General features: G+C 67.6%; 18 protein-coding genes. All 18 read left to right on the plus strand.

Annotated features, from left to right (window positions below; all coding sequences use genetic code 11):
- Positions 1–189: 189 nt before the first annotated feature.
- The gene (gene ftsH, locus ACWPXK_RS04655; protein ID WP_454194737.1) at positions 190–2,574 is read left to right on the plus strand and encodes an ATP-dependent zinc metalloprotease FtsH; all 2,385 of its coding nucleotides are present in this window, start codon (positions 190–192) and stop codon (positions 2,572–2,574) included.
- Between the two features lie 240 nt (positions 2,575–2,814).
- Positions 2,815–3,420 (plus strand): GTP cyclohydrolase I FolE, encoded by a 606-nt coding sequence (gene folE / locus ACWPXK_RS04660; protein ID WP_454195448.1) that lies wholly within the window; start codon positions 2,815–2,817, stop codon positions 3,418–3,420.
- A gap of 110 nt (positions 3,421–3,530) precedes the next feature.
- Complete coding sequence (folP, locus tag ACWPXK_RS04665; protein ID WP_454194738.1) at positions 3,531–4,439, plus strand: dihydropteroate synthase; 909 nt, start codon at positions 3,531–3,533, stop codon at positions 4,437–4,439.
- Entirely contained in the window at positions 4,436–4,873 is a 438-nt protein-coding gene (gene folB, locus ACWPXK_RS04670; RefSeq protein WP_454194739.1) for a dihydroneopterin aldolase, read from the plus strand. The genes folP and folB overlap by 4 nt, the downstream gene beginning before the upstream one ends.
- Positions 4,874–4,934: 61 nt before the next feature.
- The gene (folK, locus tag ACWPXK_RS04675) at positions 4,935–5,471 is read left to right on the plus strand and encodes a 2-amino-4-hydroxy-6-hydroxymethyldihydropteridine diphosphokinase (RefSeq protein ID WP_454194740.1); all 537 of its coding nucleotides are present in this window, start codon (positions 4,935–4,937) and stop codon (positions 5,469–5,471) included.
- Between the two features lie 2 nt (positions 5,472–5,473).
- On the plus strand, positions 5,474–5,944 hold the full coding sequence (locus ACWPXK_RS04680) for a DUF3180 domain-containing protein (protein WP_454195449.1): 471 nt from the start codon (positions 5,474–5,476) through the stop codon (positions 5,942–5,944).
- A gap of 70 nt (positions 5,945–6,014) precedes the next feature.
- A complete protein-coding gene (locus ACWPXK_RS04685; RefSeq protein WP_454194741.1) occupies positions 6,015–6,938 on the plus strand; it encodes a DUF6779 domain-containing protein in 924 nt (307 codons plus the stop codon).
- 156 nt (positions 6,939–7,094) lie between these two features.
- A complete protein-coding gene (locus ACWPXK_RS04690) occupies positions 7,095–8,024 on the plus strand; it encodes a Rossmann-like and DUF2520 domain-containing protein (RefSeq protein WP_454194742.1) in 930 nt (309 codons plus the stop codon).
- Positions 8,024–9,004 carry a pantoate--beta-alanine ligase gene (panC, locus tag ACWPXK_RS04695; RefSeq protein ID WP_454194743.1) on the plus strand — a complete coding sequence of 327 codons (981 nt, stop codon included), beginning with the start codon at positions 8,024–8,026 and terminating at the stop codon, positions 9,002–9,004. Before ACWPXK_RS04690 ends, panC begins: the two co-directional genes overlap by 1 nt.
- Before the next feature lie 13 nt (positions 9,005–9,017).
- Positions 9,018–9,437, plus strand: a complete 420-nt coding sequence (panD, locus tag ACWPXK_RS04700; RefSeq protein ID WP_454194744.1) for an aspartate 1-decarboxylase — start codon at positions 9,018–9,020, stop codon at positions 9,435–9,437.
- A 17-nt stretch (positions 9,438–9,454) separates the two neighbouring features.
- Entirely contained in the window at positions 9,455–10,252 is a 798-nt protein-coding gene (locus tag ACWPXK_RS04705) for a type III pantothenate kinase (RefSeq protein WP_454194745.1), read from the plus strand.
- 181 nt (positions 10,253–10,433) lie between these two features.
- On the plus strand, positions 10,434–11,036 hold the full coding sequence (locus tag ACWPXK_RS04710) for a cysteine dioxygenase (protein WP_454194746.1): 603 nt from the start codon (positions 10,434–10,436) through the stop codon (positions 11,034–11,036).
- 8 nt (positions 11,037–11,044) lie between these two features.
- Positions 11,045–11,467, plus strand: coding sequence for a rhodanese-like domain-containing protein (locus tag ACWPXK_RS04715; protein WP_454195450.1), 423 nt, complete (start codon positions 11,045–11,047; stop codon positions 11,465–11,467).
- A gap of 261 nt (positions 11,468–11,728) precedes the next feature.
- Positions 11,729–13,228 (plus strand): lysine--tRNA ligase, encoded by a 1,500-nt coding sequence (gene lysS, locus ACWPXK_RS04720; protein ID WP_454195451.1) that lies wholly within the window; start codon positions 11,729–11,731, stop codon positions 13,226–13,228.
- A gap of 116 nt (positions 13,229–13,344) precedes the next feature.
- Positions 13,345–13,704, plus strand: coding sequence for a histone-like nucleoid-structuring protein Lsr2 (locus ACWPXK_RS04725; RefSeq protein ID WP_040773246.1), 360 nt, complete (start codon positions 13,345–13,347; stop codon positions 13,702–13,704).
- A gap of 181 nt (positions 13,705–13,885) precedes the next feature.
- Complete coding sequence (locus ACWPXK_RS04730; RefSeq protein ID WP_454194747.1) at positions 13,886–14,533, plus strand: FHA domain-containing protein; 648 nt, start codon at positions 13,886–13,888, stop codon at positions 14,531–14,533.
- 133 nt (positions 14,534–14,666) lie between these two features.
- The gene (locus tag ACWPXK_RS04735) at positions 14,667–15,257 is read left to right on the plus strand and encodes an anthrone oxygenase family protein (protein ID WP_454194748.1); all 591 of its coding nucleotides are present in this window, start codon (positions 14,667–14,669) and stop codon (positions 15,255–15,257) included.
- 84 nt (positions 15,258–15,341) lie between these two features.
- A complete protein-coding gene (locus ACWPXK_RS04740) occupies positions 15,342–16,301 on the plus strand; it encodes an esterase/lipase family protein (protein ID WP_454195452.1) in 960 nt (319 codons plus the stop codon).
- Positions 16,302–16,453 lie beyond the last annotated feature (152 nt).

A 16,453-nucleotide genomic window follows, 5' to 3' on the forward strand; every position in this document is an offset into this window, starting at 1 on the left:
CACCGTCGGTCTCCGGCCGTTGACCTCTTTAGCTGCACCTGCAGCCGAACTGCGCGATGTATCGAGTAGACCGTACGCGGTAACGTGGCATGTCCGCATCCGAACCCCCGCGGAACCGGACGCGCCAGACGCATCGCTAGGCAAGAACCGGAGACACCGGAAAGGACTGGCCGCCCCGGCCGACGCTCTATGAACCGCAAGACTGTGTTTCGCACCCTGGCCATAGTCTCGGGCATCCTGCTCGTGATCTATGCGTTCAGCTACTTCGGCAACGACACGCGGGGCTGGAAGAGCGTCGATACATCGGTTGCCCTGAGCCAGCTCGAGGACAAAAGCAACGTTCAGAACATTCAGATCGACGACCGCGAGCAGCAGCTGCGCATCGAGCTGAAGAACGGCAACGACGCGACCAGCGGCCAAAACAAGATCATCGCGAAGTATCCGGGCGGCAGCGAGACCTCCGCGCAGATCTTCGACGCCGTGAAGAACTCCGGCGCGAACTACAACACCGTGGTCAAGCAGGAGAGCTGGTTCACCCAGATCCTGCTGTTCGTGCTGCCGATGGTGATCCTGCTCGGCCTGTTCATCTTCGTGATGGCCCGCATGCAGGGCGGTGGGCGCGGCGGCATGATGGGCTTCGGCAAATCGAAGGCCAAGCAGCTGTCCAAGGACATGCCCAAGACCACGTTCGCCGACGTGGCCGGTGCCGACGAGGCGGTCGAAGAGCTCTACGAGATCAAGGACTTCCTGCAGAACCCGGTCCGCTACCAGGCCCTCGGCGCCAAGATCCCCAAGGGCGTGCTGCTCTACGGCCCGCCCGGCACCGGTAAGACCCTGCTGGCCCGCGCGGTCGCTGGCGAGGCTGGTGTGCCGTTCTTCACCATCTCCGGCTCGGACTTCGTGGAGATGTTCGTCGGCGTCGGCGCCTCCCGAGTGCGCGACTTGTTCGAACAGGCCAAGCAGAACAGCCCCTGCATCATCTTCGTCGACGAGATCGACGCGGTCGGCCGCCAGCGTGGCGCCGGCCTCGGCGGTGGTCACGATGAGCGCGAGCAGACCCTGAACCAGCTGCTGGTCGAGATGGACGGCTTCGGTGACCGCACCGGCATCATCCTGATCGCGGCGACCAACCGTCCCGACATCCTCGACCCCGCGCTGCTGCGTCCGGGCCGTTTCGACCGGCAGATCCCGGTCGGCAACCCCGATCTCGCCGGTCGCCGCGCCATCCTGCGGGTGCACTCGCAGGGCAAGCCGATCTCGCCGGACGCCGACCTGGACGGCCTCGCCAAGCGCACCGTCGGCATGTCCGGCGCGGACCTGGCCAACGTGATCAACGAGGCCGCGTTGCTCACCGCCCGCGAGAACGGCGCGATGATCACCGGCGACTCGCTGGAGGAATCGGTCGACCGCGTGATCGGCGGCCCGCGCCGCAAGAGCCGGATCATCAGCGAGCACGAGAAGAAGATCACCGCCTACCACGAGGGCGGTCACACCCTCGCCGCCTGGGCGATGCCGGACATCGAACCGGTGTACAAGGTCACCATCCTCGCGCGCGGCCGCACCGGTGGCCACGCCATGACGGTGCCCGAGGACGACAAGGGCCTGATGACCCGCTCGGAGATGATCGCCCGCCTGGTCATGGCGATGGGCGGCCGCGCGGCCGAGGAACTGGTGTTCCACGAGCCGACCACCGGTGCGTCCTCCGACATCGACCAGGCCACCAAGATCGCTCGCGCGATGGTCACCGAGTACGGCATGAGCGCCCGGCTCGGCGCGGTCCGGTACGGCCAGGAACAGGGCGATCCGTTCCTGGGCCGCTCGATGGGCATGGGTTCGGAATACTCGCACGAGGTGGCCGGCGCGATCGACGAGGAGGTGCGCAACCTGATCGAGGCCGCGCACACCGAGGCCTGGGCCATCCTCAACGAGTACCGTGACGTGCTCGACGATCTGGCCACCGCGCTGCTGGAGCGGGAGACCTTGCACCGCAAGGATCTCGAGCAGATCCTCGCCTCGGTGCACAAGCGCCCGCGGATCACCGCGTTCAACGATTTCGGCGATCGCGTGCCGTCGGACAAGCCGCCGGTGAAGACCCCGGGCGAACTGGCCGCCGAGCGCGGCGAGTCGTGGCCCCCGGAGCCCTTGGTGAAGCCGGTAGCCGCGTCCGCGCAGCGCGAGCCGCAGGGTGCCAACGGTTACCCGCCGCACGATGGTGGGTACGGCGCGCCGCCGCAGTACGGCCGCCCGGCCGCGCCCGGCTACCCGCTTCCACAGACGCCAGCTCCGGGCTACCCGCGCCAGGGGACGCACGGCTCGCGGCCGGATTACGGCGCTCCGGCGGGCTGGTCGGCTCCCGGTTGGCCGCCGCGGGACGAGCCGCAGCAACAGGGTCAGCCCGGCGCGTGGGGCGATCCCCAGCAGCCGCGGCAGGGCTACCAGCCATGGGGCGGGCCCGACGACGGCTATGGCGGGGACGGGTACGGCGACCGTGGTGGCTATGACGAGCCGCGTCGTAACAACCCGGTCGGCGACGGCGAGAACGGCGATTGGGATGGACCTAACGGGCGACACTGAAACCGGGGCGGCTTTCGGTCCCCGGGTCCGTCGGTCGCGCCGCAGGGGCTGATCGGCGGCGCCGCGGGCCTGTCGCTCGCGCCGCGGCCGGTGACGATTAGGCTCGATCATCGGGGGTGCCGAGTAATTGCCGGCATCCCGAGATTTTGGAGGTGTCCTCGATTGTCGGCCAACAATCACGGCGGTGGCTACGTCCTAGCCGAGTCGAATACTGCTGAATACGACGGTGTCGACCTCGGCATCACCGAGCCCGGCCTGGTCGCACTGGAAACCGGCAAGTCGTTCGACCGGGCCCGCGCCGAAGCCGCGGTGCGGGAATTGTTGATCGCCGTCGGCGAGGATCCGGACCGGCCCGGCTTGCGGGAGACGCCCGCCCGGGTCGCGCGCGCGTACCGGGAGACGTTCGCCGGGCTCTACGTGGAGCCGGATTCGGTGCTCAACACCACGTTCGACGAGGGACACCAGGAACTCGTGCTGGTCCGGGATATCCCGATGTACTCCACGTGTGAGCACCATCTGGTGTCGTTCCACGGCGTCGCTCACGTCGGCTACATCCCCGGGCTGCACGGCCGGGTCACCGGTTTGTCGAAACTGGCCAGGCTGGTCGACCTGTACGCCAAGCGTCCCCAGGTGCAGGAGCGTCTGACCAGCCAGATCGCCGACGCGGTGATGCGCAAGCTGGACCCGCGCGGCGCCATCGTGGTGGTCGAGGCCGAGCATCTGTGCATGGCGATGCGCGGCATTCGCAAGCCGGGCGCGAGCACCACCACGTCCGCGGTGCGCGGACAACTGCAGTCCGACGCCGCCTCGCGCGCCGAGGCGCTCGATCTCATTCTGCGTAAGTGAGCGGGCCGGCGGTGTCTGGACTGGGGAGCGACGAAAGCGCAGCGACTGGAGCGACGAGGGAAGACACCGCAAGGCGGGCTGAGGACGGGCAAACGGTCACGGACGCCCAGATGATCGGGCCCGGAGGTGTCAGGGCGCGCGGCGGTCGGTCCTGTGTGGTGATGGGTGTGGTGAACGTCACCAGCGATTCGTTTTCCGATGGCGGCAGGTATCTCGATCCCGAACTGGCCATCGCCCACGGCGTCCGGCTGTATGCCGCGGGCGCGGACATCATCGATGTCGGCGGCGAGTCCACCAGGCCGGGCGCGGTCCGTATCGACGCGACGACCGAGGGGGCTCGGGTTGCGCCCGTCATCCGTGGACTGGTCGCGGCGGGCGTGCCGACCAGTGTGGACACCATGCGCGCCGCGGTAGCCGAGGCGGCGATCGAAGCCGGGGTCTCGGTGGTGAACGATGTCTCCGGTGGCCGCGCCGATCCCGACATGGTGCGGGTGGTCGCGTCCGCCGGGGTCCCGTGGATTCTCATGCACTGGCGGGCAGGCGCCGACTACCGGCACACCGGCCCCGCCGACCACTACGACGACGTGGTCGCCGAGGTGCTGGCCGAATTGAGCGTGCAGGTGGACGTGGCCGTCGCCGCCGGAGTCGATCCCGCCCGGTTGATCCTCGACCCAGGTCTTGGCTTCGCGAAGAACGCCGAACACAACTGGGACCTGCTCGGTGCGCTACCCGAACTGGTCGGGAACGGACTGCCGATCCTGATCGGGGCCTCACGCAAGCGTTTCCTCGGCGCGCTGCTCGCCGACGACGCTGGACCGCGTCCACCGGACGGCAGAGAGACGGCCACCGCGACCATCTCGGCGCTTGCCGCGCTGCACGGCGCGTGGGGCGTGCGCGTGCACGACGTGCGCGCCTCACTGGATGCCATAGCCGTCGTCGACGCGTGGCAGAATGCCGCACGGCAGCGCGCCGCAGAGCACGACACCGTCCGCCCGAGTGCGCGAGGAGCTCACCGATGAGCCAGTCCCCGGTCCATGCCGAAGCCGGTGCCGTGTCGCGGAACACGCCGGTCCGCCGTGGCGCCGACCGGATCGAGTTGCGCGGCTTGCGCGCCTACGGGCACCACGGGGTTTTCGATCATGAACGCCGCGATGGCCAGGAGTTCCTGGTCGATCTGACGGTGTGGGTGGATTTCGCGGTCGCCGCGGCGTCCGACGACTTGGCGGCCACGGTGGACTACGGTGCGCTGGCCGAGCGCGCGGTGCGGATCATCCAGGGCCCGCCGCGCAATCTCATCGAGTCGGTGGTGTCGGAGATCGCCGACGACGTGATGACCGATCCGCGGATCAGCTCGGTCGAAGTGGTGCTGCACAAGCCATCCGCGCCGATCCCACACACCTTCGCCGACGTCCGGGTGGTCACCTCGCGCCACCGAGGGGAGCACCCCGCATGAGTGAAAGCAATCCGGGCTCGGTCCTTCCGCGGACCGAGCCGAGCGCCGCGGAGGCGTGCCGATGACTCGTGCGGTGCTGTCCATCGGCTCGAATCTGGGTGACCGGCTCGCGCACCTGCGGAGCGTCCTGGACGGGTTCGGCCACCGGGTGCTGGCCGTGTCCGCGGTGTATTCGACCGCGCCTTGGGGCGGTGTCCCTCAGGAGGACTACCTCAATGCCGCTGTGTTGATGGAGGATCCGGCATTCGGCTGCGCGGACTGGCTGCGCCGTGGCCAGGAGCTGGAGCAGGCCGCGGGGCGGGTCCGCGAGGTGCGCTGGGGGGCGCGCACGCTCGACGTGGACGTGGTGTGGTGCGCCGAACTGCGCAACGGCGAGCCCGTGGCTTGTCGCAGCACCGACCCGGATCTGATCCTGCCGCACCCGCAGGCGCACCGCCGTGCCTTCGTGCTGGTGCCGTGGCTGGATGTGGTGCCCGATGCGGTGCTCGAGCTCGACGGCACGCCGTACGCCGTCGCGGATCTGCTGGAGCGGCTCGATCCGGCCGAACGCGCCGGGGTGCGCCGCACCGCGTTCTCGCTGACGGGCACGGCGTCGTGAAACTGAAGCCGACCCGCGTTCTCGATCTCGTGGCGACCGTGCTCATCGCCGCGCTCGTCGCGTGGATCGCCACCAGGGTGGCCTACGACAATTTCCCGCCGATCTCGATCTTCGCGGGCGCCTCGCTCTATCCGGTGGCCGCCATCGAGGCTGTGCTCGCTTTCGTGATCCGGTCCAGGGTCAACGACAATCAGCTCGGCGATGGCCGCCACCAGCTGCATCCGATCACCGCGGCCCGCGCCGTAGCGTTGGCCAAGGCGTCGGTGCAGGTGGGTTCGATCGCCGCTGGCATCTGGCTCGGCTTCCTGTGCTGGGTCTTCCCGCAACGCGGCACGTTGCGCGCGGCGGCGGCCGACAGCCCAGGCGCGATCGTCGGGATGCTGGCGGGGGTGGCTTTGGTTGCTGCGGCCCTGTGGCTGGAGTACTGCTGCCGCGCGCCTGAGGACCCGACCGACGATGCGGCAACCACATAGCTAGTTTCACAAAGGGGAGTACCAAACCGGAATCTGGGCGTCGCTCGTCGTTTTGGCTACCCTGGCTGGCATGGTTTCACCCTCCCGTAGCAGCACTTCCCGTCGACGGCGGGACGACGCGGGAAAACTGTTCATCGGCGCCTTGATTCTGTTGGGTCTGGTTGCCAGCGTTTTCCTGGTCTTCAGTAACAATGTGCAGTTCGTACGGGTAGGTCTGGTCGCGGCCCTGTGGGCCGCCGCGATCGGCGCGCTGACCGCGACGAAGTACCGCAAAGAGGCCACGATCGACAAGGCGAAGGTCCGCGATTTGCAGACGGTCTACGAGTTACAGCTGGAGCGCGAGGTCACCGCGCGCCGCGAGTACGAGCTCGGCGTCGAGGCGCGCGTGCGCGAGGAAGTGGGCGCCGACGCGGCCGAACTAGCGGCGCTACGCGCCGAGCTCACCGTGCTGCGCCAGAGCTTGCAGCGGCTGTTCGACGGCGATCTGCCGATGGATCGGCCCGCGCTACGCGCCGACGCGACTCGGATTCAGGAGTTGCCCAGCTCGAGCGCGGAATCGGCGAACAATAGCTCCGCGAATGCCGGAATGTGGTCGGTCTTCGCCGACCAGCAACCGCATAGCAGTATGACGCCGATCTTCGAACCCGATCACCCCGCGCCACCGGTCTTCGCCAGCCCCTTCGACGAGCCGGTCACCGCGGAGACCGCGATCGTCTCCTTCGACGAGGACGACGACGAGCAGACCAGGTACGCCGAGCCGCACGGTTGGGCCGACGCCTTCACCGAGACGGTCGACGAACCTCCGACGCAGCCCGCCGTGCGGCCCGACCCCCGCCCCGAGCCCGTATCGGGGCCGACCTCCGCGCCGAGCGTCGGCACGCCGAGCACGCGCAGGCGACGCAGGGCCCAGGACGACGGAGAGACGCCGTCGCGCCGCCTTTCCGTCGCGGAGATCATGGCCAACTTGCAGTCCGAGCGGCGCGAAGGGCGCTGAACGGCGCGCTGTCCCCGGCCGGGCAGTGCGGTCTAAATCACGCGGGCACCCCGTGGCATCGGCGAACCGCGTGCCGATATTCTCGTGACGTACCGTCCGGTACCCGCATGGCGGGACTGGAACGACATCGAGAGGACAACGTTGACCTCGAGAAGCGTGAATTCCGATAGCGCTACTTCGGGCTACGACCCCGCGCCCGCACGCCTGACGGTGGGAATCGTCTCGGCGGGACGCGTGGGTTCTGCATTGGGCGCCGCCCTCGAGCGCGCCGGACACGTGGTGTTCGGCGTCTGCGCGATCTCCGACGCCTCGGTTCGCCGTGCCCGTACCCGGCTGCCCGACTCGAAGATCCTGCCGATCGAAGAGGTGGCCGCGCGCAGCGAGCTGCTGCTGCTCGCCGTGCCCGACACCGAGCTGGCCGGTCTGGTTCGTGGCCTGGCCGGGGCAGGTGTCGTCCGGCCGAGCACCATCGTGGCGCACACCTCCGGCGCGAACGGGATCGGCGTGCTGGCCCCGCTGGCCGAGCTCGGCGCCCGTCCGCTGGCCATCCACCCCGCCATGACCTTCACCGGCCACGACGAAGACGTGACCAGGCTCGGCAACGCCTGTTTCGGCATCACCGCCGCTGACGAGGTCGGCTACGCCATCGCGCAGTCACTGGTGATCGAGATGGGCGGCGAGCCGGTGCGGGTACCGGAAGAGAACCGGCAGCTGTATCACGCGGCGCTCGCGCACGGCAGCAATCACCTGGTCACGGTGATCGTCGACGCGCTGGCCGCGCTGCGCGTCGCGTTGGAGGGTCCCGGCCTGCTCGGCCAGCAGGTGGTCGACGACCAGCCGGGCGGGCTGGCCGAGCGTCTGCTCGCCCCGCTGGCCTCGGCCGCGCTGGACAATGCCTTGCGCCGCGGCCAATCCGCGCTGACGGGTCCGGTGGCCCGCGGCGACGCGGAAGCGGTCGCCGCGCATCTGGCCGCGTTGACCGCGGTCGATCCGCGACTGGCCGAAGGGTATCGCGCGTTGTCGCTGCGCACCGCGGAACGGGCGGGCACCGCCCCCGCCGTTATCGAGCTGCTGGAAGGACGCTGATGTTCGATCCGAAATTGCGCGGTGCGTACCGGCCCGGCGAGCTGACCGTGCACCACGATCCCGCAGTGCTCAGCGCGGTGTCCGGCGCCTTGCGCGGCGTCGGCCGCACGGTCGCGTTGGTGCCGACCATGGGCGCCCTGCACGAGGGCCATGTGGAGATCGTGCGGCTGGCCAAGCGGACCAATCAGGTGGTCATCGTCTCGATCTTCGTCAACCCCTTGCAGTTCGGCGCGAACGAGGACCTGGACACCTACCCCCGCACGCTGGACACCGACGTCGAGCTGCTGCGTGCGGAGGGCGTCGAGCTGGTGTTCGCGCCGAGCGTGTCCGATATGTACCCGGACGGTCCGCGCACCACCGTGCACCCGGGCCCGCTCGGCGCCGAGCTCGAGGGGGCCAGTCGGCCGACCCATTTCGCGGGCATGCTCACCGTGGTCGCCAAATTGCTGCAGATCGCGCGCCCCACCGAGGCGTTCTTCGGTGAGAAGGACTACCAGCAGCTCACGCTGATCCGGCAGATGGTTCGCGATCTGAATTTCGACGTGAAGATCACCCCGGTGGTCACCGTTCGGGAGGCCGACGGCCTGGCCCTGTCCTCGCGCAATCGTTATCTCGATCCGGTGCAGCGCGAATCGGCGCTCGCGTTGTCCGCCGCACTGTCGGCGGGCAGGCACGCGGCCGGTCTCGGCGGCGAGGCCGTATTGGCCGCCGCTCGCCAGGTGCTCGACGCCGCGACCGGCGTCGACCTCGACTACCTGGAGCTGCGTTCGGCCAACCTCGGTCCCGCACCGGCCACCGGCAACGCCAGGTTGCTGATCGCGGCCAAGGTCGGTGCCACCCGGCTCATCGACAACATCGCCGTCACCCTCGGCGCTCCGATCGATGGGCACCCCACCGTCTCCGGTTCGCGGCCCGCCGCGGATTACTCCCAGCCTGCCCCGGCGGTGTCAGATCCCGCCCTGCTCCCTCCCGCGAACTAGAAAGGGCGACGCAATGCTGCGCACCATGATGAAGTCGAAGATCCACCGCGCCACCGTGACGCACGCCGACCTGCACTACGTCGGCTCGGTGACGGTGGATCAGGACCTGCTCGACGCCGCCGATCTGCTGGAAGGCGAGCAGGTCTGCATCGTGGACATCGACAACGGCGCCCGGCTGGAGACCTACGTCATCGCCGGTGAGCGGGGTTCGGGCGTGATCGGGATCAACGGGGCCGCCGCCCACCTGGTGCATCCCGGTGACCTGGTCATCCTGATCGCCTACGGTCAGCTGAACGAGCAGGAAGTCGCGGAGTACGACCCCAAGGTCGTTTTCGTCGACGAGCGCAACCGCCCGGTCGAGCTGGGCTCGGACCCGGCGCACGCGCCGGAGGGCTCGGGACTGACCTCGCCGCGCTCGCTGTCGTTCGTCTGAGAGCCGGCGACCGGGACATGCTGCTGACCATCGATGTCCGCAACACCAGTATCGAACTCGGTCTGTTCTCGGGGACCGGGGAGCATTCGAAACTGGTGCGGCACTGGCGAATGCACACCAATCCGCTGCTGACCGCCGACGAATTCGCCATGCAGGTGCGCGGGCTGGTCGGCGCGCAACTGGACGAGGTGATCGGCGTCTCCGCGCTGTCGACCGTGCCGCCGGTGCTGCGGGAACTCCGCGGAATGCTGAGCCAGTACTGGGGTCACGTTCCGCACGTGCTGGTGGAACCCGGTGTGCGAACGGGCATTCCGCTGTTGGTCGACAATCCGAAAGAAGTCGGCGCGGACCGCATCGTCAATTGCCTGGCCGCCTACCAGCGGTATTCCTCGGCCGCGATCGTCGTCGATTTCGGCACGGCGATCTGTGTGGATCTGGTGTCGAAGAAGGGGGAGTTCCTCGGCGGGATCATCGCGCCAGGCGTGGAGATCTCCACGGAGGCGCTGGTGGAACGCAGCGCGCTGCGGCGGGCCGAGTTGACCCGGCCACGGTCGGTGCTGGGGAAGAACAGCATGGAATGCATGCAGTCCGGCGCGGTATTCGGATTCGCCGGTCTGGTGGACGGACTGATCGATCGGATTCGCGACGAGTTCGACGCCTTCGCCGGCGACGACGTGGCGGTGGTGGCTACCGGCGCGACCGCGCCGTTGATCGTCCCGGAATCCGAGACCATCGAGGACCATGACCCGCATCTCACGCTGAACGGCCTGCGGCTTGTATACGAACGCAACCAGCGGCGCAAGGGCAGTGTCTGATATGCGCGGTGTTGGCTTTGTCGCAGGACAGGGACTTGCCGACCCCGCGCACTGTGCTGTTAAACTCGCATTCGTGTTTTCTAGCGTGAGCACCCAGGAGTGTTGTCGAGGCTGACCTGCCTCGACCGATCGAGGCTGCCTACCCGCCCTCGACCGATACCATCCTCCTGGAGATTCGCTCATGCGTTCTTCCGTACTTTCCCTTTCGTCCGCGCGTACCGCGTTGTCAGCCACCCCGCCGCTGGATCGTTCGGTGGCGCCCGCGCTGCCGACCCGGCTGCGCCCGGCCGATCTGCTGCGGCTGACCGACGAAGGTGCCGAAGACGTGCTGGCCGGGCGCTATGACCATCTGCTTCCCGCGAACGGCGAGTGGCCGACCGACGAGCGCTGGGCGAGGAGATTGCTCGCCGACGACGAGGTCGACGTCTGGCTGATCAGCTGGACGCCGGACAAGTCCACCGAGCTGCACGACCACGCCGGATCGCTCGGCGCGCTGACCGTGCTCAGCGGCGCGCTGTCGGAATTCCGTTGGAATGGAAGGGAACTGCGCTGCCGCACGCTCACGGCGGGTGATCAGGCGTCGTTCCCGATCGGTTGGGTGCACGACGTGATGCGGGCGCCCGACGCCGGCGCTACCGCATCCGCGGGCCCGCTCGATCCCACGCTGAGTGTGCACGCCTATTCCCCACCGCTTACCGCCATGTCGTATTACGAGGTGACCGGCCACGGCACCCTGCGGCGCACCCGAACCGTCCTCACCGACCAGCCCGAAGGTGATATGTAATGACCCGTTTGACCGTCGATCAGATGCTCGAGAACGCGCGGGCCCAGCTGAACCGGATCTACGCCTTCGAATTGCCGGAAGCGATCGAGCGGGGCGCCATTCTGGTGGATATCCGGCCGCAGGCGCAGCGCGGGCGCGAGGGCACCCTACCCGGCGCCTTGGTGATCGAACGCAATGTGCTGGAATGGCGGCTGGATCCCTCCAGTTCCGCCCGGCTGGCCTTGGCCGCCGACCACGACGTGGAGTGGATCGTCGTCTGCTCCGAGGGCTATACCTCCAGCCTGGCGGCCGCCGCGTTGCAACAACTGGGACTGCATCGGGCGACCGACCTGGTCGGCGGCTACCAGGCACTGAAGGCGGCGGGCCTGCTGAACGTGGCGGTGCGGGCGCCGCACTTCGCCCGCGAGCTCGACGCGCTCGCCTCGCTGTAATTCCCCCTGATCACTTCCATCTCGAATTAGCCGGGCGCACAGGTGTTTACGGGCACCTCATGGTGCGCGCCGGCTATTTTCGAGTTCCCTGAGTGCCCTCGGGGCAGCCCGGGTGGGTCGCAGGGCCGATGCCGTTTCGTTACTACCGGCTCGAGCCTGGGCGGCCCGCAAAACGATTTCCGGTGCACGCTAGGGTTGTTCGATGTGAGCACCCCGAACTCTGCATCCTCCAGCGCATCGACATCGGATTCGCGGCCTGCCGTGGCGCCCGACGCCGACGACGCCCCGGAGCAGATACGGATTCGCCGGGAGAAGCGCGAGCGGCTGCTCGCGGCCGGTGGCGAGGCCTATCCAGTCGTCGTGCCGCGTACGCATACCCTCGCCGAAATTCGGGCCGCATATCCCGACCTGGCCGCCGACACGGCCACCGGCCAGCAGGTCGGTGTCGCCGGACGCGTCATATTCATGCGTAATACCGGCAAGTTGTGTTTCGCGACGCTGCAGGAGGGCGACGGCACCAAGTTGCAGGCGATGATCAGCCTCAACGGGGTGGGCGCGGACTCGCTCGCCGCCTGGAAAGCCGACGTCGACCTCGGTGACTTCGTCTTCGTGCAGGGGGAGGTCATCGCCTCGCGGACCGGGGAGCTGAGCGTCATGGCCGATTCCTGGTTCATGGCGGCAAAGGCGCTGCGTCCGCTGCCGGTCGCGCACAAGGAGATGAACGAGGAGTCCCGGGTACGGCAGCGTTATGTCGACTTGATCGTGCGTCCTGAAGCCAGGGAAATGGCACGTACCCGCATCGCCGTGGTGCGGGCGCTGCGCGGCGCGCTCGAGCGCCGGGGATTCCTCGAGGTGGAGACGCCGATGCTGCAGACGCTGCACGGCGGCGCGGCGGCCCGGCCGTTCGTCACCCATTCGAATGCCCTCGATATGGACCTCTACCTGCGCATCGCGCCCGAACTGTTCCTGAAGCGCTGCGTGGTCGGCGGCTTGGAGCGGGTCTTCGAGATCAACCGGAACTTCCGGAACGAAGGCGCGGACTCCACGCATTCCCCCGAGTTCGCGATGCTGGAGACATACCAGGCATATGGCACCTATGACGACTCGGCGCGGATGACCCGGGAATTGGTGCAGGAAGTGGCCCAAGAGGTGTTCGGCACGCAGGTGGTCACCCTGGCCGACGGCACCGAATACGATCTACGCGGCGAGTGGGCGACCGTCGAGATGTACCCGTCGCTGTCGGACGCGCTGGGTGTGTCGGTCACGCCGGAAACGTCCGTTGCCGAATTACGGGCACTCGCGGATCGGGTCGGTCTGGAAATTCCCGAGGACAAGGGCTATGGCCACGGGAAACTCGTCGAGGAACTATGGGAACACCAGTATGGCGACAAGCTGTACGCACCGACTTTCGTGCGCGACTTCCCGGTCGAGACATCCCCGCTGACCAGGCAGCATCGCAGCCGGGCCGGCGTGACGGAGAAGTGGGATCTCTATGTGCGCGGCTTCGAGTTGGCCACCGGCTATTCGGAGTTGGTCGACCCGGTGATCCAGCGCGAGAGGTTCGTCGACCAGGCTCGGCTGGCCGCCCAGGGTGATGACGAGGCGATGGCGCTGGACGAGGACTTCCTCGCCGCGATGGAGCACGGCATGCCGCCGACCACCGGAACCGGTATGGGAATCGATCGGTTGTTGATGGCGCTGACCGGATTGGGAATCCGAGAAACGATACTGTTCCCAATTGTGCGTCCGGTCACCAGGTGACCGATCGGATTGCAAAGTAGCGACTCCGTCTTGGAATTTCCGGAATTCGAGGTATTCTTGCCTCGGGTAATCGGCCTAGTATGCGGGTCGCACGATTTCGAGAGGACGTTCATCTCATGGCAAAGAAGGTCACCGTTAGCCTGATCGACGATGTCGACGGTGAGTCCATCGCAGACGAGACCATCGAGTTTGCGATCGACGGTGTGTCGTACGAGATCGATCTGTCGTCGGCAAATGCGGCGAAGCTGCGCGACGGTTTGGAAGAGTGGGTTTCGAATGCGCGCCGGGTCAGCGGTCGGCGCCGGGTCAAGGCCGCCGCGACGGCGGCGGGTACGCCCAAGAGCCGGGTCTCCATCGACCGGGAACAAAGCGCCGCAATTCGCGAGTGGGCGCGTCGGAATGGACACAAGGTGTCCGCGCGGGGCCGTATCTCCGCCGACATCACCGACGCGTACAACAAGGCCGCGAAGGGATAGTTCTATTTTCGGCCGCCGTCCCGGCGAATCGTGCGACGTCGGGGCGGCGGTCTTGTTTGTGATAGGGCTTCGATATAGCAGCAAGACCAGATCACACGGTGGCCCGTGACGGCAGGCGAATCGATCTTGCTCGAAGTTCCCGAACGGGGCACCATGGAAACGTGCGACGGTCACTGGCGGTATGGAAAGGCGAGGTATCGGCGCAGTGACAGGATTCGTCGGATCATTCTTACGGTTCACCGATGACGACGGTCGCCAACAGGAGTTCACCCTCACACCTGACAGCGGCCGTGTCACCATCGGTCGTTCTCCGCATGCCGATCTGTCCCTGAGCTGGGACGCGGAAGTCTCCCGGCTGCACGCGGCGGTCGAATACCTGGGCGCGCACTGGACCATCGTCGACGACGGCCTTTCCCGCAACGGCACGTTCGTCAACGGCGACCGGCTGGTCGGCCGGCGCAGGCTGATGGCCGGCGACGTCATCCGGGTCGGCACCTCGACGGTGTCCTTCCATGATTTCGGCGGTGTGGCCGACGACATCACCCGCACCTCGACCGGCTCGATTCCCACCGCGCGTTCGCTCACCGAGACACAGCGCTCGGTGCTGATCGCGCTGTGCCGCCCGTACAAGCACGGCGCCGGTTTCGCTACGCCCGCTTCCAATCAGCAGATCGCGGAAGAGCTGTTCCTCAGCGTCGACGCGATCAAGACCCATCTTCGCGCGCTGTTCGCCAAGTTCGGCGTGGAGGATCTGCCGCAGAACCAGAAGCGGGTGCGGCTGGCTGGACTGGCCATGCAGAGTGGGCTCATTTCCGATCGGGACCTGTGAGACCTCCACCGTAGACGCTCGCTTAGCCGGTCGAGCTTCTCGGCCATGGAGAGTGCCCGCGTCAGCGGCTTGACTTGGAGGCACGCGCCGGATGCGATTCCGCTCCGGCCGGGTTTTCGAGCAGGAGGAAATCATGACCGCCACACGTCTCGCCGCACTGGTGCTCGCCACGCTGGCGACGGGCCTGATCGCGGGGCTTTTCTACGCGTACGCCAATTCGGTGATGCCCGCCCTGGCCCGCACGGACGACCGCGCGATGATCGACGTGATGCAGAAGATCAACGTGGTGATCATCAACCCCTGGTTCATGATCGGGTTCCTCGGCACGGTCGGCTTCACCATCTTGGCCGCGGCGCTGCACCTGGGGCGGGAGCACCGGAGCACGCTGATCTGGATCGTGCTCGCGCTGGTGCTCAACGTGATCGCCTTCGCGGTGACCTCCGGGCTGAACGTCCCGCTCAACGACCAGCTGGCCGCCGCCGGTGATCCCGCTTCGATCACCGATCTCGCCGCCGTGCGCGCCGATTTCGAATCGGCTTGGGTCCGTTGGAACATCGTGCGCGGCGTCTTCCACACGCTGGCCTTCCTGGCGCTGTGCGGCGCGCTGTTCGTCGCGGGCGTCCAGCAGGGGAAGTCGACCGTCGCGGCGGGAACGGGTCAGATGATCGCGGGCCACTACGCGGCGCCGAACCAGCCCGGAGCGCCTGCTTTCGGTCAGCGCTAGTTTTCTCCGGCAACCCGCCGGAATTTCCCCCGCCTGGGACACTCCATGCGGTAGCTTCCCGGACACGGTCGATACCTGGAGGCTATCGTGCGACGTGTCTCAGGCTTTTCGTTGGTCGTCTCGTTGGTCGTCGTGCTGCTCGCCGCGGTCTGCGCCGCCATGGCGGGCTCGGCGCACGCGCAGGAGCGATATCCCGTCGACTACAACTTCTTCGTCGGCATCCCCGCCGAGCTGGCGAATCCCGGGGGTTCGCTGCCCGGCACCAATGACTGGTCCTGCCGGCCGAACCCCGCGCGCCCGAACCCGGTGGTTCTGGTGCACGGCACAGGCGGTGGCGCACAGACGAATTGGGGCGTGTATGCGCCGCTGCTGGCCAACGAGGGCTACTGCGTGTACTCGGGCACCTTCGGCAACTACGACGTGCCCTGGCCCGGGTCGGCCATCGGCGGCATGCTTCCGATCGAGCGGAGCGCGGCGCAGCTCGGCGCCTTCGTGGACCGGGTGCGCGCCGCGACCGGCGCGGCCCAGGTCGACCTCATCGGTCACTCCCAGGGCAACTTCATCGGCAATTACTTCGTCAAGCGGCTCGGTGGCGCGGCGAAGGTGGACAAGATGGTCGGACTGGCCCCACCCTGGCTCGGCTCGAACGCGGGTGGGATGGCGGAACTGAACGAGTTCGGCACGCGGCTGGGTCTGGGCCCGGTCTTCGACGCGGTGGCCGGATCGCCGTGCCAGGCATGCCGCCAGGTGTTGCAAGGATCGGAATTCGTGCGCGCCCTCAACAAGGACGGCGTCTACCACCCCGACGTGACCTATACGAACATCGCGACCGTGCTGGACGAGCTGGTCGTGCCCTACACCGCAGGACTCGTCGCCGGGCCTCGCGTGACCAATATCGTGGTTCAGGACGGCTGCGCGACGGACTACTCTGGGCATACGGGCATAGCGGGCAGCCCGAGAGCCGCGACCTATGTGCTCAACGCGCTCGATCCCGCGCATCCACGTCCGGTGCCCTGCGGTTTCGTCGCTCCGTACACCGGGTAGGCAGCCGGGGTCATACGTGCGCGCCGGAGATCCGGTCGTCGGGCAGCCTGTTCGCTGAGGGCAAAACCTGGCCGGAAACGAATCCCGCGACGCCCACGTTATGAGTGAATGACCGTGCTGTCGCCGGTCGGCAATAGGGTGGACTGGCGACG

Source organism: Nocardia sp. Marseille-Q1738, assembly GCF_965283145.1.

Excerpts from the sequence above, each read along its gene's own strand:
- ftsH (WP_454194737.1), top strand. The coding sequence starts at position 190 with ATGAACCGCAAGACTGTGTTTCGCACCCTGGCCATAGTCTCGGGCATC.
- folP (WP_454194738.1), top strand. The coding sequence starts at position 3,531 with ATGATCGGGCCCGGAGGTGTCAGGGCGCGCGGCGGTCGGTCCTGTGTG.
- folB (WP_454194739.1), top strand. The coding sequence starts at position 4,436 with ATGAGCCAGTCCCCGGTCCATGCCGAAGCCGGTGCCGTGTCGCGGAAC.
- folK (WP_454194740.1), top strand. The coding sequence starts at position 4,935 with ATGACTCGTGCGGTGCTGTCCATCGGCTCGAATCTGGGTGACCGGCTC.
- ACWPXK_RS04685 (WP_454194741.1), top strand. The coding sequence starts at position 6,015 with ATGGTTTCACCCTCCCGTAGCAGCACTTCCCGTCGACGGCGGGACGAC.
- panC (WP_454194743.1), top strand. The coding sequence starts at position 8,024 with ATGTTCGATCCGAAATTGCGCGGTGCGTACCGGCCCGGCGAGCTGACC.
- panD (WP_454194744.1), top strand. The coding sequence starts at position 9,018 with ATGCTGCGCACCATGATGAAGTCGAAGATCCACCGCGCCACCGTGACG.
- ACWPXK_RS04705 (WP_454194745.1), top strand. The coding sequence starts at position 9,455 with ATGCTGCTGACCATCGATGTCCGCAACACCAGTATCGAACTCGGTCTG.
- ACWPXK_RS04710 (WP_454194746.1), top strand. The coding sequence starts at position 10,434 with ATGCGTTCTTCCGTACTTTCCCTTTCGTCCGCGCGTACCGCGTTGTCA.
- ACWPXK_RS04725 (WP_040773246.1), top strand. The coding sequence starts at position 13,345 with ATGGCAAAGAAGGTCACCGTTAGCCTGATCGACGATGTCGACGGTGAG.
- ACWPXK_RS04730 (WP_454194747.1), top strand. The coding sequence starts at position 13,886 with ATGGAAAGGCGAGGTATCGGCGCAGTGACAGGATTCGTCGGATCATTC.
- ACWPXK_RS04735 (WP_454194748.1), top strand. The coding sequence starts at position 14,667 with ATGACCGCCACACGTCTCGCCGCACTGGTGCTCGCCACGCTGGCGACG.